We start from the raw sequence: 26,102 nt of genomic DNA on the forward strand, positions 1-26,102 counted from the left end.
TCTTCCTCCCCGTTCGTCACCGCCCGCCCGGACGGCCGTCGGAAGATACCGGCTTCGATATCCCTCCGGCAAGATCCGTCACCTGGCATAGGCTGCGGTTATGGCATCCCGTGACCCGGTCGCCGACCTACGGCGCATCGCGTTCCTGTTGGAACGGGCGAACGAGGCGACCTACCGGGTCCGCGCGTTCCGGTCGGCGGCCGCGACCGTGGCGAAGACGCCGCACGACGAGCTGGTCGCCCGGGCCGGGGCGGGCACGCTGGCGAAGCTGTCCGGGGTCGGCGAGGTCACCGCCCGCTGCGTGACCGAGTCGCTGGCCGGGGAGGAGCCGGTCTACCTGCGACGGCTGGTCGGCACCGAGGGCGCCGATCTGCCGGCCGAGGCCGCGGCGCTGCGGGCCGCGCTCCGCGGCGACTGTCACGTGCATTCCGACTGGTCCGACGGCGGCTCGCCGATCGAGGAGATGGCGCTGGCCGCCGCCGATCTCGGCCACGAGTACTTCGTGCTCACCGACCATTCGCCGCGGCTCACCGTGGCCCGTGGCCTGACCGCCGACCGGCTGCGCAAGCAGCTCGATCACGTGGCCCGGCTGAACGAGGCGCTGCCCGACGGCTTCCGCATCCTGACCGGTATAGAGGTGGACATCCTCGAGGACGGCCGCCTGGATCAGGAGGACGAGCTGCTGGCCCGTCTGGACGTGGTGGTCGGTTCGGTGCACAGCAAGTTGCGCGACGACGCGGCGAAGATGACCCGCCGGATGGTGACCGCGATCGCGAACCCGCACCTCGACGTGCTGGGCCACATGACCGGCCGCAAGGTGTCGGCGACGGGGCCGGGCGACGCCGCGCACTCCCGGGCACGGACCCGGCCGCCCAGCGACTTCGACCTGGAGAAGGTGCTGGCCGCCTGTCTGGAGCACGGCAAGGCCATCGAGATCAACTCGCGGCCGGACCGGCTGGACCCGCCGAAACGGATGCTCACCGTCGCGGTCGAGGCCGGATGCGTGTTCACCGTCGACACCGATGCGCACGCCCCGGGCCAGCTCGACTGGCTGGGCTTCGGCTGCGAGCGGGCGGCGCTGTGCGGTGTCCCGGTCGACCGGGTCGTGAACACGTGGACGGCCGAACGCCTGCTCAAGTGGACTGCGTCACACGCCTGAGGTCCCGTAGGGTCGGCGAGGTGGGACGAATTGACGAACTCGCGAACCGATACGTCGACGACTGGGCCGAGCTCAACCCGACGGGGGCCACCGCCGCCGGCATCACCGGCTACGACGACAAGACCGACGATCTCTCGCCGGACGGCTTCGCCGCCCAGGCCGGGCTGCTCCGCAAGACCATCGGCGATCTCGACGTGACCGAGCCGGAGCACGAGTCCGAGCAGGTCGCCAAGGACGCCATGATGGAGCGCCTCGGCCTGCAGCTGGCGCTGTACGACGCCGGTTACGCCGCCACCGACGTCAACGTGATCACCAGCGGGTTGCACGGGCTGCGGATGGCCTTCGACATCATGCCCACCGAGGGCGAGGAGGCGGTCGCCAACATCGCGGCCCGGCTCACCGCCTTCCCGCGGGCTCTCGAGCAGTACCGGCGGACCCTGCTGGAGGGCGCGGACTCCGGCCTGATCAGCGCTCGGGCACAGCTGCTGGCGGTGGCCGAGCAGTGCGACGCGTGGACCGACCCGGCCCGTGACGACTTCTTCCACGGGCTCGCCCGCCGGGTCCAGGCGTCCGGGGCGCTGGCCGCGGAGCTCGAGCGCGGGGCGGCCGCGGCGACCGCCGCCACCTTGGACTTCGGGGCCTTCCTGCGTGCGGAGCTGGCCCCGCGCGGGCGGGACAAGGAGGCTGCCGGGCTGGAGCGGTACACGCTCGCCTCGCAGTACTTCCTCGGCGCCAAGGTGGATCTGCGGGAGACGTACCTCTGGGGTTTCGCCGAGCTGGACCGGCTGGAGCGGGAGATGCGCGCGGTGGCCGCACGGATCGCCGGTGCCGGGGCCTCGGTGGATCAGGCGGTGGCCGCGCTGGACGCCGATCCGGCCCGCAACATCGGCAGCAAGGAGGCCTTCCGCGACTGGATGCAGGCGCTCTCCGACCGGGCCCTCACCGAGCTGAACGGCACCCACTTCGACATCGAGCCGCCGGCTCAGAAGCTCGAGTGCTGCCTCACCCCGACCAGCGACGGCGCCATCTACTACACCGGGCCGAGCGAGGACTTCTCCCGGCCGGGCCGGATGTGGTGGGCGGTGCCGGAGGGGCAGGCGTCCTTCTCCACCTGGCGGGAGGTGACCACCGTCTACCACGAGGGGGTGCCCGGCCATCACCTCCAGGTCAGCCAGGCGTTGCTCCGGGCCGACACGCTGAACCGCTGGCAGCGGCTGCTCTGCTGGTGCTCCGGGCACGGCGAGGGCTGGGCGTTGTACGCCGAGCGCCTGATGGACGACCTGGGCTACCTGGCCGATCCGGGCGACCGGCTGGGCATGCTCGACGGTCAGGCGCTGCGGGCGGCCCGGGTGATCGTCGACATCGGCATGCATCTGGAGATGGAGATCCCGAAGGACAATCCGTTCGGCTTCCACCCGGGTGGGCGGTGGACACCGGAGCTGGGCTGGGAGTTCCTGCGGGCGCACACCCGGATGCAGGAGGACGTCCTGCGGTTCGAGTGGAAGCGCTATCTGGGGTGGCCGGGGCAGGCTCCGTCGTACAAGGTCGGGGAACGGATCTGGCTCCAGGCCCGCGACGAGGCGAAGCTGCGCAAGGGAAGTGACTTCGACCTCAAGAGCTTCCACCGCGACGCTCTGAACCTCGGGTCGCTCGGTCTGGATCCGCTGCGAAAGGCACTGGCCAGGATTTGAGTCATTCAGGCCTCTCCGCCCCGAAACGGGACGGAGAGGCCCGTTCTTATGTGTCAGCGCGATTACCCGGCGTGATATTGCTTCGCAGTGCCACCATTCCAATACGCTGTGTGAATTCCGGTACGCCGAGATGTAACAAATCCGAAGTAGAACTCATATTCACGTCGGCACGACGGTACGGATACGATCTCCCGCGGCGCTCCCGGCTTGGCATTCCCCCACCCCCGGCCCCCTGGCTGAACGCTCGTACAGCCAAGTCGGCGACGTCGCGTATCCCCCGATCAGCCGAGCGAACTCTGACCCTTGGAAAGGGGTTTTCTGAGGATTTCTCGGATAGATTGACCCGGATCGGTGCGCCCGCATGGCTACTCTCCGTAGCCCCCCATTGGCCCATCGCGTGTGCATGGCGGAGGACTTAAGCAATGTCAGTCTCGGTGAACAGCCGGCGAGCCCGTTTACGCTCCGCTCTCGCGGTGGTGCTGACGGTTCTCGTGGTGCTGCCGACCGCAGGTCTGTTCCTGCGCGTCCTGGATGAGAACTCGACTCAGCGGGACGAGACGGAGATCAAGCAGCAGGGCGTCGAGTACCTGGCGGCACTGGCCCCGCTCATCAGCGGTCTGGCCGAATCGCAGTCCTCGGCCCTGCAGGGCGTGGGCGCCGAGCCGGCCGCCCTGACCGCCGCCGTCGCCCGGGTTGAGGGCGTGGACGAGCGGCTCGGCGAGGTTCTGGACACCACCAGCCGCTGGTCCGGGCTGAAGGAGAAGATCGGTCGCCTGCCCGGCATCACCGGCAACTCCGACCAGATCTTCGAGGCGCACGTCGAGGCCGGCGACCTGGCGCTGGAGCTGTACGGCGAGGTTCGCGAGAACGCCCGGCTCAACCAGGACGCGCAGAGCGACATCTGGTTCCTCCAGGAAGCCATCGCGGTCGACATGCCCGAGGCCGTCACCAACGTGAGCCGGATGGGCGACCTGGCGAACATGGTCGCCGCCGCCAAGGCGAACAAGCGCGCGCAGCTCCAGGTCGAGTTCGGCGCCGCCGTCCTGGCCGTCCAGGAGAGCGTCGACGAGTTGACCGACAACCTGCAGGCCGCGGCCGAGGACACCGAGAGCTCCACGCTGGCCAGCAACACGGTGAACAACCTCGACCAGTTCCGGCGCGGTATCGAGGCGGCCAACCGTGGCGCCAACTTCGGCGGCAACCCGGACGTCTCCACCCTGGTGACCGCGCAGGGCACGCTGACCAACGCACTGAACGCGCTGACCACGGTCCTGCTCAAGGAGACGTCGACGCTGCTCGACGAGCGGCTCGACGAGCTCAACTACCGCCGGGCCGAGGCCTGGGCGCTGCTCGCCGTCGCGATCGCGCTGATCGTGGTCGCCACCATCTGGACCACCAGCCGGGCCGTCAAGGTCCGCGGCGAGGAGAGCGCCGCGAGCGGCCTGGACGTCTCGGTCAAGGGCGACAACCCGCCGCAGGCGCCGGCCTACCCCGCCGGCGGCTTCGGTACCGGCACGCCGGCGTGGGAGCGTTAAGGTGCTATTCGGTAAGTTCCGCATTCTGGGCAAACTCGCCCTGCTCATCCTCGTGCCGCTGCTCGGCGTCGTCGGCCTGGCCGTGCCGGTCATCTGGGAGCGTATCGACGCGGCCACCACCGCCGGGAACATCTCGGACACCGTTCAGCGGGCCACGCAGGTGAGCTCGGCGGTCATCGAGTTGCAGGAAGAGCGACTGCTGTCGGTCGGCTACAAGCTCGGCCTGGTGGACCGCCCGACCCTCGTCGTGCAGAGCGCCGAGGCCGCCGACATGGTGGCCGGCCTCGCCGAGGACGAGGACAACCCGGTCGAGCTGCGCCGTGCCATCGCCGGCGCCGCCCGGCTCAACAGCACCCGGCAGAACGTGCTGAACGGCGCGATCGACGTCGTCACCATCATCGAGGACTTCACCGACTCGATCGGCCCGCTGATCGACGGTCTGGGCCTGTCCACCAGCGCCGACCTGACCACCGGCGTCGGCCAGCAGGTCTACGCCCTGGACCGCGCCATGCGCTCCGACGACCTGATCAGCCAGGCGTCCTGTTACCTCGCCGCGGCCGTGGTCGCGGCCGGCAAGCCACAGTCCGCGCAGGGCGCGTCCCTGCTGCTGAGCCAGTTCAGCTCCACTTTCGCCCAGCTGTCGTCGATCATCACGACGTCGAAGGTGTACTTCACCGACCCGCAGTACAAGCTCTATCTCAGCACCCAGCAGGCGTTCAACTCGCGCGTCGGCCCGAAGTTCACCGCGGCTCTCGCGTCGAACCCGACGCTGGCGCTGCGCGACCTGAAGATCAAGACGCTGTACCCGTCGCTCCAGACGGTGACCATCCTGGGTAGCTTCGTCGAGAAGCGCGTGGCCCACGACGTGGACAACGCGGTCCTCGAGAACCGGGACAGCGCCATCCGGCAGTCGGCGCTCATCGGTGGTGGCGCCTTCCTGCTGCTGATCCTGGTGGTCACGCTGTCGATCTTCATGGCCCGCGCGGTCGCCCGGCCGCTGCGCCGTCTGACCACCTCGGCCGACCGGATCGCCCGTGAGGCCGAGGCCGAGCTCGAGCGGGTGGCCGACGACGAGGCCGAGGCCCAGGTCCGCCCGATCCGCCTGGACCCGGTCGACGTCGAGGCCCAGGACGAGATCGGTGACCTGGCCCGCGCGTTCGACCGGGTGCAGACCACCGCCGCCCGGCTGGTGCAGCGCCAGGTGGACGGCCGCCGCAACGTCGCCCAGATGTTCGGCCACGTCGGCCGGCGTACCCAGAACCTGGTCGGCCGTCAGCTGAGCCTGATCGACTCCCTGGAGCGCCGGGAGACCGATAGCGACCGCCTGCGCGAGCTCTACCGTCTGGACCACATGTCCAGCCGTCTGCGCCGGAACGCGTCCGCGCTCGTCGTGCTCTCCGGTGGCGCCGGCGCGAACGAGCACATGGCCCCGCTGCCCCTCTCCGACGTGGTCCGTCTCGCCCTCGGTGAGATCGAGGACTACACCCGTGTCGAGGTGGACATCCCGGACGAGATCGTCGTGGTCCCGGCCGTCCTGGCCGACCTGACGCTGCTCCTGGCCGAGCTGCTGGAGAACGCCACCACGTTCTCCCCGCCGCACACCAACGTCACGGTCACCGCCGACGAGCTGCGGGGCGGCGCCCGCCTCGCGATCATCGACCACGGTCTCGGCCTCGCGCCCGAGCGTCTGGCCGAGGAGAACGCGCGACTGACCCGCCGTGAGCGTCTCGACCTGGCGCCCACCGAGGTTCTGGGTCTCTTCGTGGTCGGCCGGCTCGCCCGCCGGCACGGCATCGAGGTGACCCTGACCGACACCCCGGACGGCGGTCTGACCGCCTGGATCGACCTCAACTCGTCGCACCTGATCGCCCGGGTGGAGAACCTCGCCCCGATCGCGCCGGCCGCCTACCCGGCGCCCGCGGTGCAGGCGCCGCCGGCGGTGCCCCAGCTGTCCGCCGAGCCCGCTTCGTTCGGCACGTCCCCCGCCTACTCGGGTGCGCTGCGCGGCAACACCACCGAGGTCGCGATCGCCAGCGCCGGGGTCCGCTCGGTGCCCGGCAGCCAGCAGCCGTTCGACCCGGTGGTGCTGAACCGCGCCACGCAGATCGTCGAGACCGGCCACTCGTGGAACGCGTTCGGCCCGTCCTCCGCGCCGGCCCTGGACAGCGCTCCCGCCGACCCGTACGCGGGCCAGCCCGTCTACGACGCCGAGCCGGTCTGGACGCCGCCCGCGGCCTTCCAGGCGCCGGCCTACCCGTCGGCCGGTGGCTACCCGGAGCCGGTGCAGCAGTACGACATGGGCACCCCGGTCGCCGGCCGTGTCCCGGCCGCGCTTCCGGAGCTGCCCCCGGCCCAGCCGGGCTGGAGCGCCGAGGTGGCCGTCCAGCCGACCTGGAACGTGCCGGCCCCGGCCTCCGCCCCGGCGCCCGAGCCGGCGCCCGTGGTGGAGCCGCCGGTCGTCCCGGCGCCGCCGCAGCAGCGTCCCGGCGCCGCCCCGCTGCGCCGCCGGGTCCCCGGCAGCCAGCTGCCGGAGGAGAGCGCGCCGCACCAGCTCGCCGCCCCAAAGACGCAGGACGACGCACTGGCCGCCCGGGCCATGTTCGACGCCTTCGAGGCCGGGGTGAGCAAGGCGCAGTGGGACGCCGGTGACACCAGCGTCTCGATCCCCGCTCCGGACCTCAGCAGCTCATCGTGGAACACGCCGGCCCCGGTGTCGCCCGCGGTCTCCGTCCCGGCGCCGGCCACCTCGCCGGTGCCGCCGCCTCCGCCGGCCTCCAACGGTTCGGCTCCGCTGACCCGTCGCGTTCCGGGTGCGACCCTCCCGCGCGACGAGATGCACCAACCGATCACCCCGCCGGCCCCAGCCACGCTGGATCCCGAGGCCGCACGGGCTCTCATGGATCAGTTCGAGTACGGAGTCGCACTCGCACTGAATGAAAGTCAGCCACAACACGAGGGACAACCGCGATGACTTCCCCTTACTCCACCGCGCCAAGTCAGCTCAGCGCTGAAGCCAAAACCTTCAACTGGCTGCTGGACTCGTTCACCTCCGGCACCGCGGGCGTGATCGAAGCGATCGCCGTCTCCTCGGACGGTCTGCTGATGGCGATGTCGGCGATCAAGGACCGGCCCAACGCCGAGCGTCTCGCCGCGGTCGTCTCCGGTCTGACCAGCCTCGCCGGCGGTGCCGCCAGCTGGTACCGGCTGGGCGCCCTGAACAGGGTCATCATCGACATGGCCGACGGTTACCTGCTGGTCACGGCGATCAGCGCGGGTTCGGTGCTGGGTGTCATCGCGGACCGGTCGGCCAACCTCGGCACCCTGGCGTACGAGATGACCCTCTTCGCGAGCCGAGCCGGTGGCGCGCTGAGCCCGCGTCTCATCGCCGAGTTGAAGAACGCCGTTCAGCAATGACCTATCCGGACCCCGACGACCCGGTACCTCCGGCGCGCCCCGGAGTCCGGCCCTTCCTGCAATCCGGTCCTCAGCACTCGACCGGTGGCTACACCCCTACCGGGGAGCAACCGCCGGTCGAGGCCTCGACCACCAAGCTGCGCCCGTTCGTCATCACGTCCGGGCGGACCGATGGAGGCGACCCCGACATCGGTATGGAGACTCAGGTGACGCTGGTGCCTGGTGCGCCACCGTCCCGGCTCTCACCGGAAACCAGGGCGATCGTGTCTCTCTGTGAGGAGAGCCCGATCTCGGTAGCCGAGATCTCCGCACGCTTGCGCCTGCACCTGGGCGTCACCCGGATCCTGGTCGGCGACCTCCGCGCCGCCGGTCAGCTCGACGTCCACGTGCTGGAGAACGACACACCCGACCCCGACACCATCATGCGAGTGATCCGTGGACTTCGATCCATCAGCTAACCGCGTCGTCGGTACCGCGCGCATACCCGGCGCTCCGGCGCCCAAGAAGGCGCCGGTCCCGGTCAAGATCATCGTGGCCGGCGGCTTCGGGGTCGGCAAGACGACCACCGTCGGCGCCATCTCCGAGATCGCGCCGCTCACCACCGAGGCCGAGATGACCTCGGAGTCGGTCGGCATCGACAACCCCGGCCAGGCGGTCCTGAAGACCGGTACGACCGTGGCGATGGACTTCGGCGTCCTCACCATCGACCAGACCCTGAAGCTCTACATCTTCGGCACGCCGGGTCAGACCCGGTTCGCCTTCATGTGGGACGACCTGGTCAAGGGCGCCCTCGGGGCTCTGGTCGTGGTGGACACCAACCGCATCGACGACTGCTATCCGGCGGTCGACTACTTCGAGCGGGCCGGCCTGCCGTTCGTGGTCGGCATCAACACCTTCAACGGGCAGATGGCCTACAGCGTCGACGAGGTGCGGTGGGCCCTCGCGGTGCGTGAAGACGTACCGGTCATATCCTTCGATGCACGCTTCCGCGCATCGGTGCGCGATGCCCTTCTCGTGGTCCTGGACCAGGCTCTCGACAAGGCGATCCGTATGAAGTCGTAGGGTGTGGACCCGGTCGCCCGGTGACGGTTTCCCGCAACCCGCGGACGGGACGGTTTCCAAACCGGCCCGCGGAGGGGCAGAGTTGAGTACCGGGCGACCTGTAGGAAAAGGACGGTGACCGTGCGAGGCGGACTGGACGACGCGCTCGACAAGCTCGCCCGGCGGGACGAGTTGAGGCGACGCGCCGCCGGCGAGAGCGGTAACAGCGGCACTCCGCCGGCGGTGACCGAGCTGGTCGAGGCGATCGCGGGCGTGATCTCCCGCAATCCGCAGCTGGGTGTCACGGTCGGCGTCGAGGGCGCCGGTGATCCGGTGCTGCTGCATTTCACGATGGCCGACGGCGTGGTCCAGGTGACCGCCGACAACACGGTCGCGGCCCGGGCCACCGAGGCGGGCCCACGGCACGCCGATTTCGAGATCGACATCGAAGAGCCGGCCGAGGCGCCCCCGCCGCCGGCTCCCGCACAGGCGTCACCGCCCCCACCCGAGCCGGCGCCATCGGCTCCCGCGCCGGAGCGGCCCCGGGCCAGTCACGACGACCAGGACCGGTTCGGCCCGACCGATTTCGATTACGACTACGCCGAGCCGAGCACTGCCGAGCAGCCACTGGTCGCGCCCCGGCACGAGGCGCCCGCGCAATCCTTCCCCGCGGAGCGGCAGTTCGGCCACGAGCACCTGGGTTACGAGGCGGCCGGCTACGCCGACCAGGGCAACATCACCCCGCATCCGTTCGCGGCGACTCCGCCGCCGCCGGTGCCACCCCAGACACCCCCGCCGCCGTACGCGGCCGCGCCGCCCCCGTACGCGCCTCATCCGTACGCCGACGCCCCGGCCGCCCCCTTCCCGGCGCAGCACGCCGAGCCGCAGCCCGGTTTCCCGGAGCCGCTGCCCGAGCCGATCCCGCTGCAGGTGGAACGCCCGGAGGAGACCGAGATGGCGGCCCGTCGCCTGGCCGCGATGCTGCGCGACAATCCCACCCTGCTCGACGACCCCCAGTAACCCGGCAATCACTGGTAGTAATCAGTGATCCACACCCCCTGAAGTCACTCTCCGCATTCGGCCGACTCCGCGCCGCCACTGCCGCCAAATGCCGGTTTCGCCCCTGATCGCGCCCGGTTTCGCCTGGTCAGTGAAGTCTGAGATGTCTGTGTTAGACCTTTCGGTCAGCTTTGACCACCATCCCGCTCACGCCCCTTGAGTGACGCTCGGTAGTTCCCTAATGTCCTATTACGTCCACGCCACCGAGCCTGGACGACACGGACAGTGAGCAACATGGGGGAGGTACCGATGTCCGCTTCGGATAGCTGGCTGATCGTCGTCGCGGGGTACGCGCTCCTCCTCGCCTGGCCGGTCTCCACCGTGGTGCTGGTCTGGTTCGCGCTCCGCTACTCCGGCACGCACCGCGCCAAGACGGTCAACCGCTCGGTGGCCGGCGGCGACGGCCGCCCCCAGCACTTCTGGATCATCGTCCCGGCCCTCAACGAAGAGGCCGTCGTCGCCAACACGGTCGGCGCGGCGCTCAAGCTGCGGGGCCCGGCCGGAACCCTGTCTCGGGTCCTGGTCGTCGACGACGGCTCGGACGACCGCACCCCCGAGGTGCTCGCCGCGATCGACCACCCCCGGCTGCACGTGATGCGCCGTGACCTGCCCGAGGCCCGGCAGGGCAAGGGCGAGGCGCTGAACGCCGCCTTCCGGCACATCTCCCGGCTCACCGCGGAAGCCGGCGTCGCCGCCGACCGGGTAGTCGTCGGGATCATCGACGGTGACGGGCAGGGCAGCGAGAACATCCTGGTCGAGGTGTCCCGCCTGATGCGCGACGAGCGGGTCGGCGCGGCCCAGGTGCAGGTCCGGATCCGCAACCGCAACAAGCTGCTCGGCGCCGTGCAGGACCTGGAGTTCGGCGCGATCGTCGACGCCTGCCAGAACCTGCGGGACGCCCTGGACACCGTCGGCCTCGGCGGCAACGGCCAGTTCAGCCGCCTGTCCACCCTGCAGACCCTCGGCTCGGCGCCCTGGTCCAGCTGCCTCGTCGAGGACCTGGAACTCGGCCTGCGGATGCACCTCGGCGGCGTCGCCATCCGCTACACCTCCCGCGCCTCGGTCACCCAGCAGGCGGTCGTCGACGTCCGCCGGCTCACCCGGCAGCGGACCCGCTGGGCGCAGGGCAACATGCAGTGCGCCCGCTACCTGGGCCGGCTGGCCGCTTCCCCGCGGGTCGCCCGGATCGCCCTGGCCGAGATGCTGCACTACCTGCTCTCCCCGTGGGCCAACGCGATCGTCACGGTGGTGCTCATCGGCACCGGGATCGCCGGGCTCGGCGGCCTGCTCGTCGGGCACCCGATCAGCTTCCTGCCGACCTGGGTCGCGCTGGCCGAGAGCGGCGGCGTCTGGCTCGCGGTGACCACCTTCCCGGGCGTGCTCTGGGCGCTGGTCCACAAGCGCAAGCACGGCGACGAGCGCACCGCCCGGATGCTGACCGCCGCTCTCGCGTACCCCGCCTTCCTGATCCTCGGTCTCGCCGCCACCTACCGCGCGCTGGGCCGGCAGGCCAGCGGCCGCCAGGGCTGGGCCAAGACCGAACGTCTCGCCGAAGAACCGCTCGCCGTCACCGCCTGAAACACCCTCCCCCCTTCGAGAAAAGGCTCCCCCCATGTCTCGTCGTGAAGTCCACCTGGTCGGCGGTACCCGCCCCGAGGCCGTCAAGCTCGCTCCGGTCGCCCTCGCCATGCGGGAGGCCGGGCTGCTCACCCCGGTCCTGCTGGCCAGCGGGCAGCACCCGGCGATGGTCACCCAGGCCCTCGCCGCCTTCGACCTCGAACCCGACATCACCCTGCAGGTCGAGCGCACCACCGGCGGCCAGGCAGAGCTGCTCACCGCGATGATCCGCGAGCTGGACGAGCTCTGGTCGGTACGCACCCCCGCCGCCGTCATCGTCCAGGGCGACACCACCACCAGCCTGGCCGGCGCCCTGGCCGCGTTCTGGCGGCGCATCCCGGTCGTCCACCTGGAGGCCGGTCTGCGTTCCGGTGACCTGGAGTCGCCGTTCCCGGAGGAGGGCAACCGCCGCCTGGTCGCCCAGGTCGCCGCCTTGCACCTGGCGCCCACCCCGCTGGCCGCGATGAACCTGCTGGACGAGAAGATCGCCGCCGGGGACGTGCTGGTCACCGGCAACACCGTGGTCGACGCGACGCTCGCGGTGGCCGCCCGCAAGATGCCGTTCGAGAACCCGGACGTGGCCGCCGCCCGCGCCGGCAGCGTCAACCGTCTCGTCCTGGTGACCGCGCACCGCCGCGAGTCGTGGGGCGAGCCGCTGGACCGGATCCTCGGCGCGGTCAAGGAGCTGATCGCCCGGTACTCCGACATCGACGTGATCCTGCCCAGCCACCCCAACCCGGCGGTCCGGCAGCAGGTGGAGGCGGCACTGTCCGGCGTGGAACGGGTGACGGTCACCGACCCGCTGCCCTACCCGGATCTGTCCCGGCTGCTCTCCGAGGCGTACCTGGTGCTCACCGACTCGGGCGGCATCCAGGAGGAGGCGCCGTCGTTCGGGGTGCCGGCTCTGGTGCTGCGGGACGTGACCGAGCGGGTGGAGTCGCTGCACGCGGGCTGCGCCAAGCTGGTCGGCTCGGACCCCGAACTGATCGTGTCGGAGGCGTCGGCGCTGCTGGACAGCCGGGTACGCCGGGACGCGATGACGGCCGGCGGGAACCCGTACGGCGATGGCCGTGCCGCCGTCCGTACCGCGCAGGCCACCGCGCACCTCCTCGGTCTCGGCCCCGCGCCGGAGGCCATGCCCGTCGCCCACCGGACCGCCCTCACGACCGGAGTGATCGCCTGATGCGCGCTACCACCGTCTCCCGCCGCAGTGTCCTCGTCGCCGGTGCGGCCGCCGCCGCTGCCGCCGCGGTCGGTTTCAACTCGATGGCGGCCGACGCCGCCGGCGTGACGGCCACCAGCCGGTCCGGCAGCGCGGCGCCGGGCGGCGGCACGGCCAAGACCCTGGTGCTGTACGACACCACCGGCGACTTCGGCTGGCTGGGCGAGGTCTACGCCACCCAGACGGCGAACCTGAGCTCGCACTTCGGCTCGTGGACCGCCGCTCCGGTGGCGAAGTACAGGTCCGGCGACCTGAAGAACTACACGGCCGTGATCTACCTGGGCTCGACGTACGACGAGCCGCTGCCGGCCGCGTTCCTGGCCGACGTGATCGCCACGACGAAGCCGGTGATCTGGGTCCGGGACAACATCTGGCAGCTCACCAAGGTGGACGGTTTCGCCGCGAAGTACGGCTTCACCAGTGGCCTGTTCGACTTCGGCGACGTCGCCGAGGTCTCCTACAAGGGCCGGACGCTGACCCGTAGCGCCGACAACAGGTCCGGCCTGATGAACCTGGCGATCAGCGACGCCGCCAAGGTCACCACGCTGGCCGCCGCGAAGCGGGCCGACGGTTCGGCGCTGCCGTGGGCCGCCCGGTCCGGCAACCTCACGTACGTCGGTGAGATCCCGTTCTCGTACGTCACCCACGACGACCGCTACCTGATCTTCGCGGACCTGCTGTTCGACGCGCTCGCCCCGCGGACGCCCGAACGGCACCGGGCCCTGATCCGGATCGAGGACGTCGGCCCGGACGCGGACCCGGCCGCGCTGACCGCCATCGCCGACTACCTGTCGTCGATGAAGGTGCCGTTCACCGTGGCGGTCTACCCGCGGCACCGCAACCCGCAGGCCGGCGAGGACTACACCCTGCTCACCAGGCCGGCGGTGGTGAGCGCGCTGAAGTACATGAAGGCCAAGGGCGGCACGCTGCTCATGCACGGCTACACCCATCAGTACGGGTCGGTGAACAACCCGTACGACGGGGCCAGCGGCAACGACTTCGAGTTCTACACCGCGCACGTCGACTCGGCCGACCGGGTGATCTACGACGGGCCGGTCAAGGAGGACTCGGTCGCGTGGGCCACCGCGCGGATGGCCGCCTCCGGCACGGTGTTCGCGGCCACCGGCCTGGGCGCGCCGAAGATCTTCGAGTTCCCGCACTACGCCGCCAGCCCGGCCGACTACCAGGCGGTGCACAACCTGTTCGGCAAGCGGTACGACCGGGGCCTGTACTTCCCGGGCGTGCTGACCGGGAGCAGGTACGACTACAGCCGCCAGTTCGGGCAGTTCTTCCCGTACCTGGTCCGCGACGTCTACGGCTCGGCCGTGGTGCCGGAGAACATCGGCAACGTGGAGCCGGAGGCGTACAACACGCACCCGGTGCGGCTGCCGGCCGACCTGATCGCCAGCGCCCGGCGCAACCTGGTCGTCCGGGACGGTGTCGCCAGCTTCTTCTACCACCCGTACCTCGGCGTCGACTACCTCAAGGAGCTCGTGCCGGGCATCATCGAGACCGGTTACACCTTCGTGAGCGCCGACACGATGCTGAAGGGCTGAGGGGCAACCGCATGGACGTGGTCGACTTCTGGGTCCGCTCGTGGACCGGCGACGATCTGGCCGGGGCGCGGCAGCTGCTCACCCCGGACGTGGAAGCCGAGTGGAACCTCGACGCGCCCGTCGACGACGAGGAACTGCTGCAGGTCCTGCACCGGATCGCCGCCTTCGCGGACGGGGTCACGGTGGTCGCCCGTACCGATGCGGTGGACGGCTCGGCGCTGATCTACGACCTGGCGGCGCCGTTCGGCACGGCCCGCCTGGTCGAGTTCCTCGGCGTCGAGGATCAGAAGATCAACGAGGTCAGGCATGTGTACGACGTGACCGCGATCGATCGTTTCTTCCCGGGCCTCTACGCCAATTAGGCCGGAAACTGTCCGGAACCATGGGTAGCGTGCGGTTCATGGCTTACGACTTCCAGGTCACCGTGGACTGCACCGACCCGCACACGCTCGCCGACTGGTGGGCGGAGACCCTGGGCTGGAACGTGGAGCCCCAGGACGCGGCCTTCATCAAAGAGATGATCGCCAAGGGGTACGCCACCGACGCCGAGACCATCCACCACAACGGCAGCCTGGTGTGGCGGGCCGGCGCCGCGATCCGGCACCCGGAGACCGGCCGGCGGATGCTCTTCCAGTTCGACGAGTCCGCCAAGACGGTGAAGAACCGGGTGCACGTGGACATCCGGGTCGGCGAGGAGAACCGCGACGCCGAGCGCGATCGCCTCGTCGCGCGCGGCGCCGTCTTCCTCTGGGCGGCTCAGCAGGGCCCGCAGTCGTGGTTCACGATGGCCGACCCCGAGGGCAACGAGTTCTGCATCACCTAGGCAGCGCGCGGCCGAGCAGGGCGAAGAGGGCCGCCCAGTGACGCTGCTCCGCCGCCTCGTCGTGCATCGAGGTGTCGCTCATCGTGAAACCGTGCGGCGCGCCCTCGTACAGCTCGGAGGTGTGATCCACCCCGGCCTCGGCGAGGGCCGCCTCCAGGGTCTTGATCTGCTCCGGCGTCATCGACCCGTCATTGTCGGCATGTCCGAAATAGACCTCGGCGGACAGCGCCGCGACTCTCCGGTGCGGGCTGTCCGGGCCGTCGGTGACCACCCCGCCGGCGTGGAAACTGGCGAGCGCCGCGAACCGCTGCGGATGCGACTCCGCCGCGACCAGCGCGTTCCGGCCGCCCATGCAGTACCCGACGATGCCGGCCGGGCGGTCCGCGACCTCCGGGCGGCTGTCCAGGAACGCCAGGTAAGCGGCGGTGTCCGCGGCGATCCGGTCGGCGGTGAGCGCCCGGATCATCGGCATCAGGCGGCCGAACGCGGCGCCCCGCTTCGCGCCGTCGGTCAGCTCGTCCGGCGTCACCAGCGGGCCGGAGGCGTCGCGGTAGAAGAGGTTCGGCACGAGGACGGCGTACCCCTGCTCGGCGATCTTCGCGGCCATCTCCATGATCCGCGGCCGGAGGCCGAAGGCGTCCATGAACATCAGCACCGCCGGGTACGGGCCCGGACCGTCCGGCGTGACGAGATACGCCTCCGCGACACCGTCCGCGGCCGGCACCTCGAGTTCGATCTGTGGCATTCCCGCACCTCCTGCTCCTTGGCGACGATCACGCGGACCGTAACACCGGATCTCCGTACCCCCGGCGCCACGTCGCCTTCCGGGCCCGGCCTTGATCCGCGCCGGGAAGCCGGGCACGTCGTATTCTGTGGCGCATGGCCACCCGGCTGCGCGCGGATGCCCGGCGGAACCGAGCGGCCCTGCTCGCCGCGGCCCGGGAGGTCTTCGCCGAACAGGGTCTCGATGCCTCGTTGGACGAGATCGCCCGCCGGGCCGGCGTCGGCAACGCCACCCTGTACCGCCGGTTCCCCAGCCGCCGGCATCTGATCGCCGAAGTCTTCGCCAGCCACATGACCGCCGCCGTCCACCTCGCCGAACAGGCCCTGGAGCACCCCGACCCGTGGGCTGCCTTCGTCGGTTACCTGACCCGGGTCTGCGAGTTGCAGGCCACCGACCGCGGCCTCGCCGAACTCCTCGCCACCAGCGCCTTCGACGACGACGAACGGCTCGCCGCACTCCGGACCGCCGCCCAGCGCCGCGCCGTCGACGTGCTCACCCGGGCCCAGCGCGCCGGCCGCCTGCGTGCCGACTTCACCGGCCAGGACTTCGCCCTGCTGATGATGGCGAACGCCGGCGTCGCCCAGCACTCCCCCGACCCGCACGCGTGGCGCCGCCAGCTCACCCTGGTCATCAGCGGCCTGGGCACCCGTCAGCTCTGAACGCCCCGCCCACGGTCGGTGCGGAGAGGCGCTGCCGTTCAGGTCAGATGCTCGAATCCCCGGCCGGCCTCGGCCAGGGAGTCACGGGCCAGCTCCCAGAACGTGGTCTCGGCCGGATGCTCCAGCCACACGTTCAGGGAGACGCGCAGGACGGCCAGGAAGGTGGCGGCGAGCAGCTTCGCGCGAACCCCCAACGGGTCCGGCTCCTGGAGGCGGACCGCGACCTCCGCGCTGATCTCCCGCTCCATCGCGGCGAAGGTCTGCGCCTGCGCCGCGGCCAGCGACGGGTGCCGGCGCACCAGCCGCGTCTGGGTGATCCACTGCGGATCGAGATCGCCCAGTTCGCCGTAGTATCCCGCGGCCGCGGCGATCAGGGCGGCCCACGGTGACTCGCTCGCCGGGCGGGCCCGGATCTGGCCGGCGAGCAGCCCCATCCGGCGCAGGTCGCCGTAGAAGAGCGCTTCTTCCTTGTTGGCGAAGTAGTTGGAGAACGTCCGCCGGGAGACACCCGCCTCGTCGGCGATGGCCTCGACGGTGACCCGATCCGGGCCGAGCTCGAGAGCCAGCCGGAGCGCCGCCTCGTGCAGGGCCTGCCGGGTCGCGGCCTTCTTGCGCTCGCGAAGGCCCTGCTCGGTCGCCGCACTCATGTCCTGAGCCTACCGGCGTGTGACTCAGTTCCCAATGCGCAAACTTGCACACTCGGCAACTTCCACAGATAGTTGTATGCAGCAAGCATCACGAGGAGGCGCCATGACACAGCGGCACGGGCTGATGGAGGCGTTCCAGGATCTCCTCAAAGCCGTCCGGCTGCTCAAACAGCGGCAGCCCACGATCGCGCCGCTCGGCCTGCTGGCCGCGATCCGCCGCCGGGAGCCGACCGGCAACTGCCACCTCAAGGAGCTGGCCACCGACCACGCCCTCGATCCGTCGACCGTCAGCCGCACGGTCGCCGCCCTGGTCCGCGACGGCCTCGTGGCCCGGACCGCCGATCCCACCGACGGGCGCGCCAGCACGCTGCGGCTCACCGACAAGGGCAACACCGTGCTCGACGAGGTCCGCGCCCACTACGAGGGCCGGATCACCGCGGCTCTGCACGACTGGACACCCGACGAGATCGCCACGCTCACCGCGTCCCTCAACCGCTTCGCCCACGACCTGATCGCCCAGGAAACACGCTTGGAGGCCGCTCGATGAGCGCACCGACCCTCGATCGGGTGGAGCAGCAGCGCCCGATGACCCACCGCGAGATCATGGAGGCGCTCTCCGGCCTCCTGCTCGTGCTCTTCGTCGCGATGGCCAGCTCCACCATCGTCTCCACCGCCCTGCCGAACATCATCGGCGATCTCAACGGCAGTCAGACGCAGTACACCTGGGTGGTCACCGCGACCCTGCTGACCGCGACCGCGTCCACCCCGATCTGGGGCAAGCTGTCCGACCTCTACAGCAAGAAGCTGCTGGTCCAGATCTCGATCGTGGTCTTCATCCTGGGCTCGCTGATCGCCGGCTTCACCCAGAACACCGAGCAGCTCATCGCCGCGCGGGCCTTCCAGGGCCTCGGCATGGGTGGCGTGCAGGCGCTGGTGCAGGTCGCCATCGCCGCGATGATCCCGCCCCGGGAGCGCGGCCGCTACAACGGCTACCTGGGCGGCGTCATGGCCCTGGCCACCGTCGCCGGCCCGCTGCTCGGCGGCCTGATCGTGGACACCGAGGCGCTCGGCTGGCGCTGGTGCTTCTTCATCGGCGCGCCGGTCGCCGTGATCGCCCTGATCGTCCTGCAGAAGACCCTGCACCTGCCGGTCCTGCGCCGCGACGACGTGAAGGTCGACTACCTGGGCGCCTCCCTGATCGCCGCGGGCGTCAGCATCATCCTGATCTGGGTGTCGTTCGTGGACGACGCGTTCGCCTGGCTGTCCTGGCAGACCGGCGCCATGGTCGGCGGCGGCGTCCTGCTGCTCGCCCTGGCCGTGCTCGTCGAGTCGCGGGTCGCCGAGCCGGTCGTGCCGCTGCCCATCGTGCGGCAGCGCACCACCGCCCTGGCGATCATCGGCAGCCTGTCGGTCGGCATGGCGATGTTCGGCGGCTCGGTCTTCCTCGGGCAGTACTTCCAGATCGGCCGGGGTTACAGCCCGACCGAGGCCGGCCTGCTGATGATCCCGATGATGCTGGGCATCATGATCTCGTCGACCATCGCGGGCAAGGCGATCACCAAGAGCGGCCGGATCAAGCCGTACGTGGTGGCCGGCACGATCCTCCTGGTCATCGGGTTCGCCGGGCTCTCGGTCCTCGACCACGAGACCCCGCTCTGGTACATCGGCAGCGTCATGGCCCTGGTCGGGATCGGTGTCGGCATGTCGATGCAGAACCTGGTCCTCGCCGTGCAGAACACGGTCTCGCTCAAGGACATCGGCGCGGCCAGCTCGACGATCGCCTTCTTCCGCTCGCTCGGCGGCACGATCGGCGTCTCGGTGCTCGGCGCGGTCCTCGCCCGGCGGGTGGCCGACTCGATGGCCGAGCAGCTCACCGCGATGGGCGTGCCGGCCGGCAGCGCCTCCAGCGGGGGCAGCAGCCTCAACCTGGGCGCCCTGCCGGAGTCGATCCAGCATGTGGTGCGGACCGCGTACGGCGACGCCACCGGTCACATCTTCCTGATCTCCGCGGGTGTCGCGGTGATCGGTGTGATCGCCGCGATCGCGATGAAGCCGACCGAGCTGCGCTCGACTGTCGACCTGGTGAAGACCGGCGCCGAGTAGGGCCAACATCACGTCGCACTCCCTGGGGTCAGCTGCTTACGCAGAGCTAACCTCGGGGAGCGCGGCGTTTTCCGCTCAGTACCGGTCACCGGCCGCCGATGGCCCATGCGGGGACGCTGCGGCGGCGAGGAGGCGGTTGATGCGGGCTGTGGAAGCTGAGCTCTCGGCGGCGCTCCTCACCATCGAGGACGAGCGCTCCTGGGATGCGCCGGCCGAGCTCGACCGGTCCCTGCACCTCGAGGAGGCCGCCCGCTCCGTCGGTGATCCGCTGCTGGTCCACCGGGCCCGGCTGTGCCAGGCCAACATGCGGTTGCGGTCCGGCGACATCGCCGGCGCGTCGGACCAGATCTGGCAGGTCCACGAGTGGGCGGTCGCCAACGACGCCCGGGTCCTGATGGCCCGCACCCACCTGATCTGGGCCGCCATCCACCAGCATCTCGGCGACGCCGAGCAGGCCCTGGAGCACGCGCTGCTCTCGGTCGAGCTGCTCGACGACGACTCCACCACGCACATGCACATCTGGCACCGCACCAAGCTGGCCGACGCCCTGTGGGCCGCGGACTCGATGGACGCGGCCCGGGTCCGTTACGCCCAGGCCGAGGAGCTCGCGGTCCTCACCGGCTCACCGGCCCTGCTGTGTCTGCTCAACAATCGCGCCTACGCGGAGTTCGACGCCGGCGACCACCGCCGCGCCGAGGAGGTGGCCGGCCGCTTGCAGCGGCTCGCCGCCGAGCGGGACATCCGGCTCGAGCCGGCCTTCCTCGACACGATCGGGACGATCCAGATCGGCAACGGGCGCCATGCCGAGGCCGAGGCGACGATGCGGCTCTGCATCGAGCGTCACGGCGAGGGCCGGCACGACGACGCCGACGCCCTCCCGGAGTACCTGCTGACCCTCGCCCAGGCACAGCGCGGGCTCGCGGCGTACGCACGGGCTCAAGCGAGCCTCGACGAGTCCCGGGCGCTCTGCCGGGACCGCGATCTGGTCGACGTGTTGGTCCGCGTGCACCAGGAGCAGGCGGAGCTGCATGCCGCCCGGGGTGAGTTCGCCGAGGCGTTCGCCCTGCACAAGACCTTCTTCACGGCGTACCAGAACCTGCACTCCCTGCAACGGGAGGCGCGGACCCGGACCAGGCAGGCGATGTTCGAGACGGCCGAGGCCCGGCAGGAGGCGGAGCGGTTCCGTGAGCAGGCCCGCCGCGACCCGCTGACCGGCCTGCACAACCGCCGGCACGTGGACGAGACGCTGCCCGCCCTGATCGAGTCCGACCCGTTCCTCACCGTCGCGCTCGTCGACCTCGACCACTTCAAGCAGATCAACGACCGGCTGTCACACAGCGCCGGCGACGCGGTCCTGATCGAGGTGGCGGGCATCCTGGCCGACGGGGCCGCCGCGTCCTGCCCGGCGGGGTTCACCGCCCGGATGGGTGGTGAGGAGTTCCTGATCGTGCTCCCCGGCACCCCGTCCGGCCGGGCCGTCGTCCTGCTCGACCAGATCCGCCGGAACGTGCGGGACCACGGCTGGCGGGAGCTCACCCACGGCCTGCCGGTCACGGTCAGCATCGGAGTCGCCGCCAGCGCCGACGTCACGGCGCCGACCCAGCCCACCCTGCTGTCCACAGCGGACGGTCAGCTGTACGCTGCCAAGCACGCCGGACGCGATCGGGTCTCCGCGATCCCGCGGGGTTACGCCTCGGCCGCTTGAAACCGCCGTTTCCGGGGTTAAAGCGATCGATCGTTGCGGCTAGGCTGGGCTGGGTCGTAGTGATGTGTGTCGCAAGGAGGCGGTCGTGGCAGAGGGCAGTCCCGCACCTACCGAGGTTGCTCCGCCCGGGGTCAACATCAACGTGCCGCACTCCGCCCGCATCTACGACTACTGGCTCGGCGGCAAGGACAACTTCGCCGTCGACCGGGCCGTCGGGGAGGCGATGATCCAGGCCATCCCCGGCATGCGTTACATGGCCGGCGAGAATCGCAAGTTCGTTCACCGGGTGGCCCGCGACCTGGTCACCGAAGAGGGCATCAGCCAGTTCCTGGACATCGGCACCGGCATCCCGACCCGGCCCAACCTGCACGAGATCGCCCAGCAGCACGACCCCACCGCCCGGGTGGTCTATGTGGACAACGACCCGATCGTGCTCGTCCACGCCCGCGCGTTGATGATCAGCCACCCCTCAGGCCGCAGTGAGTACATCGCGGCCGACATCCGCCACCCGGCGTCGATCCTCAAGGATCCGGCGCTACGCGACACCCTCGATCTGACCAAGCCGGTCGGGCTCACCCTGATCGCGATCCTGATGCTGCTCGCCGACGCCGACGACCCATGGGGCACGGTCGAGGAGCTGCGGGACGCGCTGCCGTCCGGCAGCTGCCTGGCGATCACCCACCCGACTGCCGACTTCAACCCGGATGCGGTGTCCGCGGCGGTCGCGGCCGCCACCGGGGCCGGCATGACACTGGTGGCGCGGACGAAAGAGGCGGTCCAGCGGTTCTTCGGCGACTGGGAGATGCTCGAGCCGGGCCTGTCCCCGGTGTCGGCGTGGCGGCCGGACGCTCCGGTCGACGATCCGGAGGCGGCCTACTACTGGGCGGGAGTCGCGCGTAAGCCCTGACGAGCGGGATGCTCCGGGCGTACCCCGAGCGGGGTTGGGAAACGACGGACGGCCCGGCGGATGACCGCCGGGCCGTTTCCATCGCCTCTGCTCTCGGCAGTGGTAAGCCGGGTGGGCGGCCCAGCACGGGGAACCGCGCCGCCCACCCGGTGTCACACGGGCGTGCTGCGCAACGCCCGAAATCGTGGCCGCTTCGCGGCGGCCGGCACCGGGACGCGGCTTGCTCGGACCAGCATCTCCCGAACCGCACCCTCGCGGCCGAGACGATCGATCACGATGCCGCGCACGCCGAACCACATGTCGCCCTCGTGCGGGATGGGCTGCGCCCAGTTGACCCGCTGCAGGCGCAGCCGGATCGGGCCGAGGCCGTAGCAATAGTCCGACTCGGCGAACTCGAGCACCGGCCAGGACGGACCGGTCTGCCGCAGCCGGTTGCCCCGGACGTGCGGCGCTCGCGCCTGCGGGAGCCGGGCAGCCCGCTGCCGGCGGTGGCAACGAACGAGCTCAGTCACGCGCGTCGGACTCATCCTCCTCGGCATGCGGCCCCCGGAACGTCGTCCCGGCGGGCCGGCTCAATGCAGACCTGACCCCGCCGAACCGGTGGGTCACCGTCGTCGCCCGGGTGGAGGCCGCGAACACTTCATCCGCGAACGGCTCGTCCCGGTAGAGCAACGGGTTTCCCCGGCGCGGGCTGTCGACCGCGCCGGGGCCACTCGATTCGGGGTGTTCCGGGCCGATGTTGGGTATCGACATACTCGTCGTCCTCTCGCTAAGGACGCCCCCGCCAGGGAGCCTCGCGCTGAGGCCGCAGACTGCCGCTCCGCGACCGACCCATCACCCTGCGATGTCACCCTGAGTAACACCCCATGGAGAGTTGTACGTGCGTTATCATGCTCAGAATCCCGTGACTACGCAAGGCCAGATGCACGTGCATTTGCATCGCCGCCGGATTTAGGCACGTGGAACCCACCGGACCCGGATCGATGGGCGATCCGGGGCAGACCTAGGGAGCTTGGAATGACCTACGTGGTCAACGGCATGCCTGCCGGCGAACTGCAGGGAGTCACCTGGCAGAAGAGCCGTCGCAGCAACCCGAGCGGCAACTGCGTCGAGTGCGCCGTCCTGCCCGGCGGCGACGTCGCCGTCCGCAACTCCCGGGACCCCGAGGGTGCGGCGCTGATCTACACCCGGGCGGAGATCGAGGCGTTCCTCGGTGGCGTCCGCGACGGGGACTTCGACAACCTCATCGCCTGATCGTCAGGCCCGTCCGGCCCCCTGCCTGGACGGGCCTTCTCTCTCAAGCGGGACGGCCGACCTCGTTCAGCAGCTTGCCGAGGATCTCCGGCGTGTGGTTCGGCGGCTCCGCATCGATGCAGACCCGCTCCATCGCCATCGCGTAATGGTCGACGTCCTCACGCTTGTCCAGATAGATCGCACTGGTCAGCTGTTCCACGTAGACCACGTCGGGCAGCTCCGGCTCGGGGAAGCGCAGGATCGCGAACGGCCCGCCGGCGGCCGCGTGCCCACCCGCCTGGAACGGGATGATCTGCAGACGGATGCTCGGCATCTTCGACGCCTCGATCAAAGACTCGATCTGCGCGCGCATCACGGCGACCCCGCCGATCGGGCGTCGCAGCACCGCCTCGTCGATGACCGCCCACAACTGGGGGCCACCCGAACGGGTGAGGATCTGCTGCCGCTGCAGGCGCAGGTCGACCCGGCGGTTGATCTCCTCGGCGCCGGCGCCGGCGTGGCCCAGCATGATGACGGCCCGGGCGTACTCCGGGGTCTGCAGCAGACCGGGAACGAACTGGATCTCATAGGTACGGATCAGCGAGGCGGCCGCCTCGAGACCCAGATAGGCCTGGAACCAGTTCGGCAGGACGTCACCGAAGTGCTGCCACCAGCCCGGATTGTTGGCCTGCCGGGCGAGGCCGATGAGAGCGTCACGCTCGGCGGAGTCGGCCACGCCGTACATGGTCAGGAGGTCGGCGACGTCGCGCTCCTTGAAACTGACGCGGCCCAGCTCCATGCGACTGATCTTGGAACCGGAGGCCCGGATCTCATAACCCGCGGCCTCCCGGGTGATCCCTCTCGACTCCCGCAGCTTGCGAAGCTGGGAGCCGAGCAGGATGCGCAGCACGGTCGGGCCGCCGCCCGGCGCCTCCTCCTGCGAACCCGCGCTCACCTGACTCCTTGTCGCTGCTCTGTGACTGCCCGCCGCAGCCTTACGCATCCTAGAGCGGAGATCGTCTACGGCAAAAGCTGTCGCGGCACGCCGCCGTATCGTCGCGCCTTGCGGATGCACGTGCATCCACCCTTGCTAACGCACTTGATGACGAGCATGATAGCTGACAGACGCGTACTGACCGTTGACACTGCGCTGTCTTTTCCGCCGCTCGCAAATCCGCCAAAGTCCTCAAGACTCTGGAGGCATTCCCATGCCGAACCTGATGGCGTCCACGCCGACCGTGACTCCGCAGCACCGTGACCCGGCGGATGTCGCACCAGCGGAGAGCTACCGGCCATCGGATCCGGTGTGGGTCTATCGGGACGGATGGCGGGCCGGCATCATCGAGGCGGCTTCACCGCGAGCGGTCACCGTCACCTACCGGACAGGCATCGACACCTTCACCGCGCCGTACGTGACGTGGCGTGCCGACCGCGACCCGGCCCTCGACCAGCGGACCCTCCGGGTGATGCGCCGGGGATCGCTGGCATGACCGGCGCCGTCACCGTCTCCGCCCTCCTGGGCATGCTCAGCCTCGTCGCCGGCGTGGCCATCGGGTGGCACCTGCGACGTTCCGGCGACCAGTGCCCCACCTGCGACGAGCAGCAGATCGGCGTCACCTCTCGCCAGCCCGTGTAGCTTTACGGGCATGACAGCGGTCGAAGAGCACCACGGGACCTGCGCCCGTCGCGATGCCGCGCTGTCCCGCGCCTTCGAGTTCCTCGGCCGCCGGTGGAACGCCGCGGTCCTCGGCAAGCTGCAGAACGGGCCGATCGGGTTCCGCGATCTGTCCCGCAGCATCGACGGGATCAGCGACTCGGTTCTGTCGAACCGGCTGTCCTCACTGGTCACGGCCGGTCTCATCGTGCGCACGGTGGAGGAGGGGCCGCCGGTGTCGGTGTCGTACGACCTCACGCCGGCGGGGCGGGCGTTGATGCCCGCGCTCGACGAGATCGCCGTCTGGGCTCAAGAACACCTCTCCTGATCATCGCCGGTTCCTCCTGATCATCGCCCGGTTCTTCTTAACGGGGGCCGGCTCTTCTTGACGTGGGCCGGCTCTTCTTGACGTGGGCCGGCTCCTCTTGGCCGGGGCCGGCTCCTCTTGGCCGGGGCCGGGTGACTCACTTCACCGATCTTGGAGTGGCTTTCTGATCGGGAGTCGCTAGCTTTTTAGAAGTGGATACTCTTTCTGAAGCCGGCCTGACCCCGACCCGCGCCCAACTGGACAAGGCCGGCCGCGAGCTGCTGTTCACCGAAGCCCGCACGGTCTCCTCGTTCGCGGCGACCCCGGTCACCGACGAAGAGCTCGCCGAGATCTGGGAACTCGCCAAGTGGCCGCCGACCGCGGCGAACACCCAGCCGCTGCGAGTGCTCTACGTCCGTACCGCCGAAGGCAAGAAGCGCCTCATCCCGCACCTGGCCGAAGGCAACCGGGCCAAATCGCAGAGCGCGCCCGTCGTCGCGGTCCTGGCACTGGACACGGCATTCCACGAGTACGTTCCCGAGATCTTCCCGCACAACCCCGGGCTCAAGGACGTGTACGAGGCCAACGAGCCGCTGCGCCTCACCAACGGCACCTTCAGCGCCGCCCTCCAGGCCGGCTACTTCATCCTCGCCGCCCGCGCGACCGGCCTGTTCGCCGGCCCGATGACCGGGTTCGACAAGGACGCCGTCGACGCCGAGTTCTTCCCCGAAGGCCGGTACAAGTCGCTGGTCGTGGTCAACCTCGGACACCCCGGCGAAAACCCGTGGCGCGACCGGCTGCCCCGCCTGTCGCCGGAGACCACCGTCCAGTGGGCGTGACACTCCTCTGAGAACGGCCCGCCTCTGACAGCGGCCCGCCTCCGAGAACGGCCCGGTGAGTCATCCGCCGGGCCGTTTTTCGATGTTTGACAGCGACAAAGTGGGGGTACGCGGGCGGCATCCGCTGCCGCTCGATAGGAGTGACCG

The 26,102-nt window shown here is 70.3% G+C and carries 28 protein-coding genes; 23 read left to right on the forward strand and 5 right to left on the reverse strand.

All coding sequences use genetic code 11. The features are described from left to right. The first annotated feature begins 100 nt into the window (after positions 1-100). The 13 genes from Aut01nite_RS12750 (at position 101) to Aut01nite_RS12810 (ending at position 15,117) form a co-directional block, all read left to right on the forward strand. The gene (locus Aut01nite_RS12750; RefSeq protein ID WP_043533027.1) at positions 101-1,159 is read left to right on the forward strand and encodes a PHP domain-containing protein; all 1,059 of its coding nucleotides are present in this window, start codon (positions 101-103) and stop codon (positions 1,157-1,159) included. Between the two features lie 20 nt (positions 1,160-1,179). Next, complete coding sequence (locus Aut01nite_RS12755) at positions 1,180-2,850, forward strand: DUF885 domain-containing protein (RefSeq protein WP_043533026.1); 1,671 nt, start codon at positions 1,180-1,182, stop codon at positions 2,848-2,850. 473 nt (positions 2,851-3,323) lie between these two features. Then, positions 3,324-4,385 (forward strand): hypothetical protein, encoded by a 1,062-nt coding sequence (locus Aut01nite_RS12760; RefSeq protein WP_052164584.1) that lies wholly within the window; start codon positions 3,324-3,326, stop codon positions 4,383-4,385. A gap of 1 nt (position 4,386) precedes the next feature. Further along, positions 4,387-7,356, forward strand: a complete 2,970-nt coding sequence (locus tag Aut01nite_RS44270) for an ATP-binding protein (protein ID WP_043533025.1) — start codon at positions 4,387-4,389, stop codon at positions 7,354-7,356. Next, positions 7,353-7,799, forward strand: a complete 447-nt coding sequence (locus tag Aut01nite_RS12770) for a roadblock/LC7 domain-containing protein (protein WP_043533024.1) — start codon at positions 7,353-7,355, stop codon at positions 7,797-7,799. Before Aut01nite_RS44270 ends, Aut01nite_RS12770 begins: the two co-directional genes overlap by 4 nt. Continuing rightward, on the forward strand, positions 7,796-8,257 hold the full coding sequence (locus tag Aut01nite_RS12775) for a DUF742 domain-containing protein (protein ID WP_052164583.1): 462 nt from the start codon (positions 7,796-7,798) through the stop codon (positions 8,255-8,257). The genes Aut01nite_RS12770 and Aut01nite_RS12775 overlap by 4 nt, the downstream gene beginning before the upstream one ends. Beyond that, entirely contained in the window at positions 8,235-8,861 is a 627-nt protein-coding gene (locus Aut01nite_RS12780; RefSeq protein WP_173476753.1) for a GTP-binding protein, read from the forward strand. Before Aut01nite_RS12775 ends, Aut01nite_RS12780 begins: the two co-directional genes overlap by 23 nt. Before the next feature lie 114 nt (positions 8,862-8,975). Next, positions 8,976-9,860: a hypothetical protein gene (locus Aut01nite_RS12785; protein ID WP_043533023.1), complete on the forward strand. Its 885-nt coding sequence runs from the start codon at positions 8,976-8,978 to the stop codon at positions 9,858-9,860. A 288-nt stretch (positions 9,861-10,148) separates the two neighbouring features. After that, entirely contained in the window at positions 10,149-11,477 is a 1,329-nt protein-coding gene (locus Aut01nite_RS12790; RefSeq protein WP_043533516.1) for a glycosyltransferase, read from the forward strand. A gap of 34 nt (positions 11,478-11,511) precedes the next feature. Continuing rightward, positions 11,512-12,699 (forward strand): non-hydrolyzing UDP-N-acetylglucosamine 2-epimerase, encoded by a 1,188-nt coding sequence (wecB, locus tag Aut01nite_RS12795; RefSeq protein ID WP_043533022.1) that lies wholly within the window; start codon positions 11,512-11,514, stop codon positions 12,697-12,699. Beyond that, positions 12,699-14,294 (forward strand): DUF2334 domain-containing protein, encoded by a 1,596-nt coding sequence (locus Aut01nite_RS12800; RefSeq protein WP_043533021.1) that lies wholly within the window; start codon positions 12,699-12,701, stop codon positions 14,292-14,294. The genes wecB and Aut01nite_RS12800 overlap by 1 nt, the downstream gene beginning before the upstream one ends. Positions 14,295-14,305: 11 nt before the next feature. Next, positions 14,306-14,656: a hypothetical protein gene (locus Aut01nite_RS12805; RefSeq protein ID WP_043533020.1), complete on the forward strand. Its 351-nt coding sequence runs from the start codon at positions 14,306-14,308 to the stop codon at positions 14,654-14,656. A gap of 38 nt (positions 14,657-14,694) precedes the next feature. Then, positions 14,695-15,117 carry a VOC family protein gene (locus Aut01nite_RS12810; protein ID WP_043533515.1) on the forward strand — a complete coding sequence of 141 codons (423 nt, stop codon included), beginning with the start codon at positions 14,695-14,697 and terminating at the stop codon, positions 15,115-15,117. On the opposite strand, the gene Aut01nite_RS12815 is transcribed toward Aut01nite_RS12810, so the two are convergent. After that, complete coding sequence (locus Aut01nite_RS12815; protein ID WP_043533019.1) at positions 15,110-15,862, reverse strand: dienelactone hydrolase family protein; 753 nt, start codon at positions 15,860-15,862, stop codon at positions 15,110-15,112. The two genes, Aut01nite_RS12810 and Aut01nite_RS12815, sit on opposite strands and share 8 nt — an antisense overlap. Before the next feature lie 134 nt (positions 15,863-15,996). Here Aut01nite_RS12815 and Aut01nite_RS12820 point away from each other — a divergent pair, with 134 nt between their 5' ends. Beyond that, the gene (locus tag Aut01nite_RS12820) at positions 15,997-16,560 is read left to right on the forward strand and encodes a TetR/AcrR family transcriptional regulator (RefSeq protein WP_043533018.1); all 564 of its coding nucleotides are present in this window, start codon (positions 15,997-15,999) and stop codon (positions 16,558-16,560) included. A gap of 38 nt (positions 16,561-16,598) precedes the next feature. Here Aut01nite_RS12820 and Aut01nite_RS12825 read toward each other — a convergent pair whose 3' ends face one another. Beyond that, positions 16,599-17,207 carry a TetR/AcrR family transcriptional regulator gene (locus Aut01nite_RS12825; RefSeq protein WP_043533017.1) on the reverse strand — a complete coding sequence of 203 codons (609 nt, stop codon included), beginning with the start codon at positions 17,205-17,207 and terminating at the stop codon, positions 16,599-16,601. A gap of 103 nt (positions 17,208-17,310) precedes the next feature. Between Aut01nite_RS12825 and Aut01nite_RS12830 the strand changes: the two genes are divergently transcribed. The 4 genes from Aut01nite_RS12830 to Aut01nite_RS12845 all read left to right on the forward strand — a co-directional run bounded on the left by Aut01nite_RS12830 (position 17,311) and on the right by Aut01nite_RS12845 (position 21,922). Then, positions 17,311-17,754 (forward strand): MarR family winged helix-turn-helix transcriptional regulator, encoded by a 444-nt coding sequence (locus Aut01nite_RS12830; protein ID WP_052164582.1) that lies wholly within the window; start codon positions 17,311-17,313, stop codon positions 17,752-17,754. Then, positions 17,751-19,310, forward strand: a complete 1,560-nt coding sequence (locus Aut01nite_RS12835; RefSeq protein ID WP_043533016.1) for an MDR family MFS transporter — start codon at positions 17,751-17,753, stop codon at positions 19,308-19,310. Before Aut01nite_RS12830 ends, Aut01nite_RS12835 begins: the two co-directional genes overlap by 4 nt. Positions 19,311-19,449: 139 nt before the next feature. After that, positions 19,450-21,015 (forward strand): tetratricopeptide repeat-containing diguanylate cyclase, encoded by a 1,566-nt coding sequence (locus Aut01nite_RS12840; RefSeq protein WP_084000062.1) that lies wholly within the window; start codon positions 19,450-19,452, stop codon positions 21,013-21,015. Between the two features lie 85 nt (positions 21,016-21,100). Beyond that, the gene (locus Aut01nite_RS12845; protein WP_052164627.1) at positions 21,101-21,922 is read left to right on the forward strand and encodes an SAM-dependent methyltransferase; all 822 of its coding nucleotides are present in this window, start codon (positions 21,101-21,103) and stop codon (positions 21,920-21,922) included. A 152-nt stretch (positions 21,923-22,074) separates the two neighbouring features. Here Aut01nite_RS12845 and Aut01nite_RS12850 read toward each other — a convergent pair whose 3' ends face one another. Both Aut01nite_RS12850 and Aut01nite_RS12855 read right to left on the reverse strand, forming a co-directional pair. Beyond that, the gene (locus tag Aut01nite_RS12850; RefSeq protein ID WP_236643172.1) at positions 22,075-22,434 is read right to left on the reverse strand and encodes a hypothetical protein; all 360 of its coding nucleotides are present in this window, start codon (positions 22,432-22,434) and stop codon (positions 22,075-22,077) included. Then, a complete protein-coding gene (locus tag Aut01nite_RS12855; protein ID WP_152629120.1) occupies positions 22,427-22,675 on the reverse strand; it encodes a hypothetical protein in 249 nt (82 codons plus the stop codon). Before Aut01nite_RS12855 ends, Aut01nite_RS12850 begins: the two co-directional genes overlap by 8 nt. A 264-nt stretch (positions 22,676-22,939) precedes the next feature. Here Aut01nite_RS12855 and Aut01nite_RS12860 point away from each other — a divergent pair, with 264 nt between their 5' ends. Beyond that, positions 22,940-23,176 (forward strand): DUF397 domain-containing protein, encoded by a 237-nt coding sequence (locus tag Aut01nite_RS12860; protein ID WP_043533013.1) that lies wholly within the window; start codon positions 22,940-22,942, stop codon positions 23,174-23,176. A 43-nt stretch (positions 23,177-23,219) separates the two neighbouring features. Here Aut01nite_RS12860 and Aut01nite_RS12865 read toward each other — a convergent pair whose 3' ends face one another. After that, positions 23,220-24,110: a Sco1979 family transcriptional regulator gene (locus Aut01nite_RS12865; RefSeq protein WP_043533012.1), complete on the reverse strand. Its 891-nt coding sequence runs from the start codon at positions 24,108-24,110 to the stop codon at positions 23,220-23,222. 253 nt (positions 24,111-24,363) lie between these two features. On the opposite strand from Aut01nite_RS12865, the gene Aut01nite_RS12870 reads away from it, so the two are divergent. The 4 genes from Aut01nite_RS12870 (at position 24,364) to Aut01nite_RS12885 (ending at position 25,955) form a co-directional block, all read left to right on the forward strand. After that, positions 24,364-24,645: a hypothetical protein gene (locus tag Aut01nite_RS12870; protein ID WP_043533011.1), complete on the forward strand. Its 282-nt coding sequence runs from the start codon at positions 24,364-24,366 to the stop codon at positions 24,643-24,645. Further along, positions 24,642-24,791, forward strand: a complete 150-nt coding sequence (locus tag Aut01nite_RS12875) for a hypothetical protein (RefSeq protein WP_173476751.1) — start codon at positions 24,642-24,644, stop codon at positions 24,789-24,791. The genes Aut01nite_RS12870 and Aut01nite_RS12875 overlap by 4 nt, the downstream gene beginning before the upstream one ends. Positions 24,792-24,801: 10 nt before the next feature. Then, on the forward strand, positions 24,802-25,137 hold the full coding sequence (locus tag Aut01nite_RS12880; RefSeq protein ID WP_043533010.1) for a winged helix-turn-helix transcriptional regulator: 336 nt from the start codon (positions 24,802-24,804) through the stop codon (positions 25,135-25,137). A 191-nt stretch (positions 25,138-25,328) separates the two neighbouring features. Continuing rightward, entirely contained in the window at positions 25,329-25,955 is a 627-nt protein-coding gene (locus tag Aut01nite_RS12885; RefSeq protein ID WP_084000060.1) for a malonic semialdehyde reductase, read from the forward strand. Positions 25,956-26,102: the final 147 nt, after the last annotated feature.

Origin of the sequence: Actinoplanes utahensis (assembly GCF_016862455.1) — a bacterium.
Taxonomy (GTDB): domain Bacteria; phylum Actinomycetota; class Actinomycetes; order Mycobacteriales; family Micromonosporaceae; genus Actinoplanes; species Actinoplanes utahensis.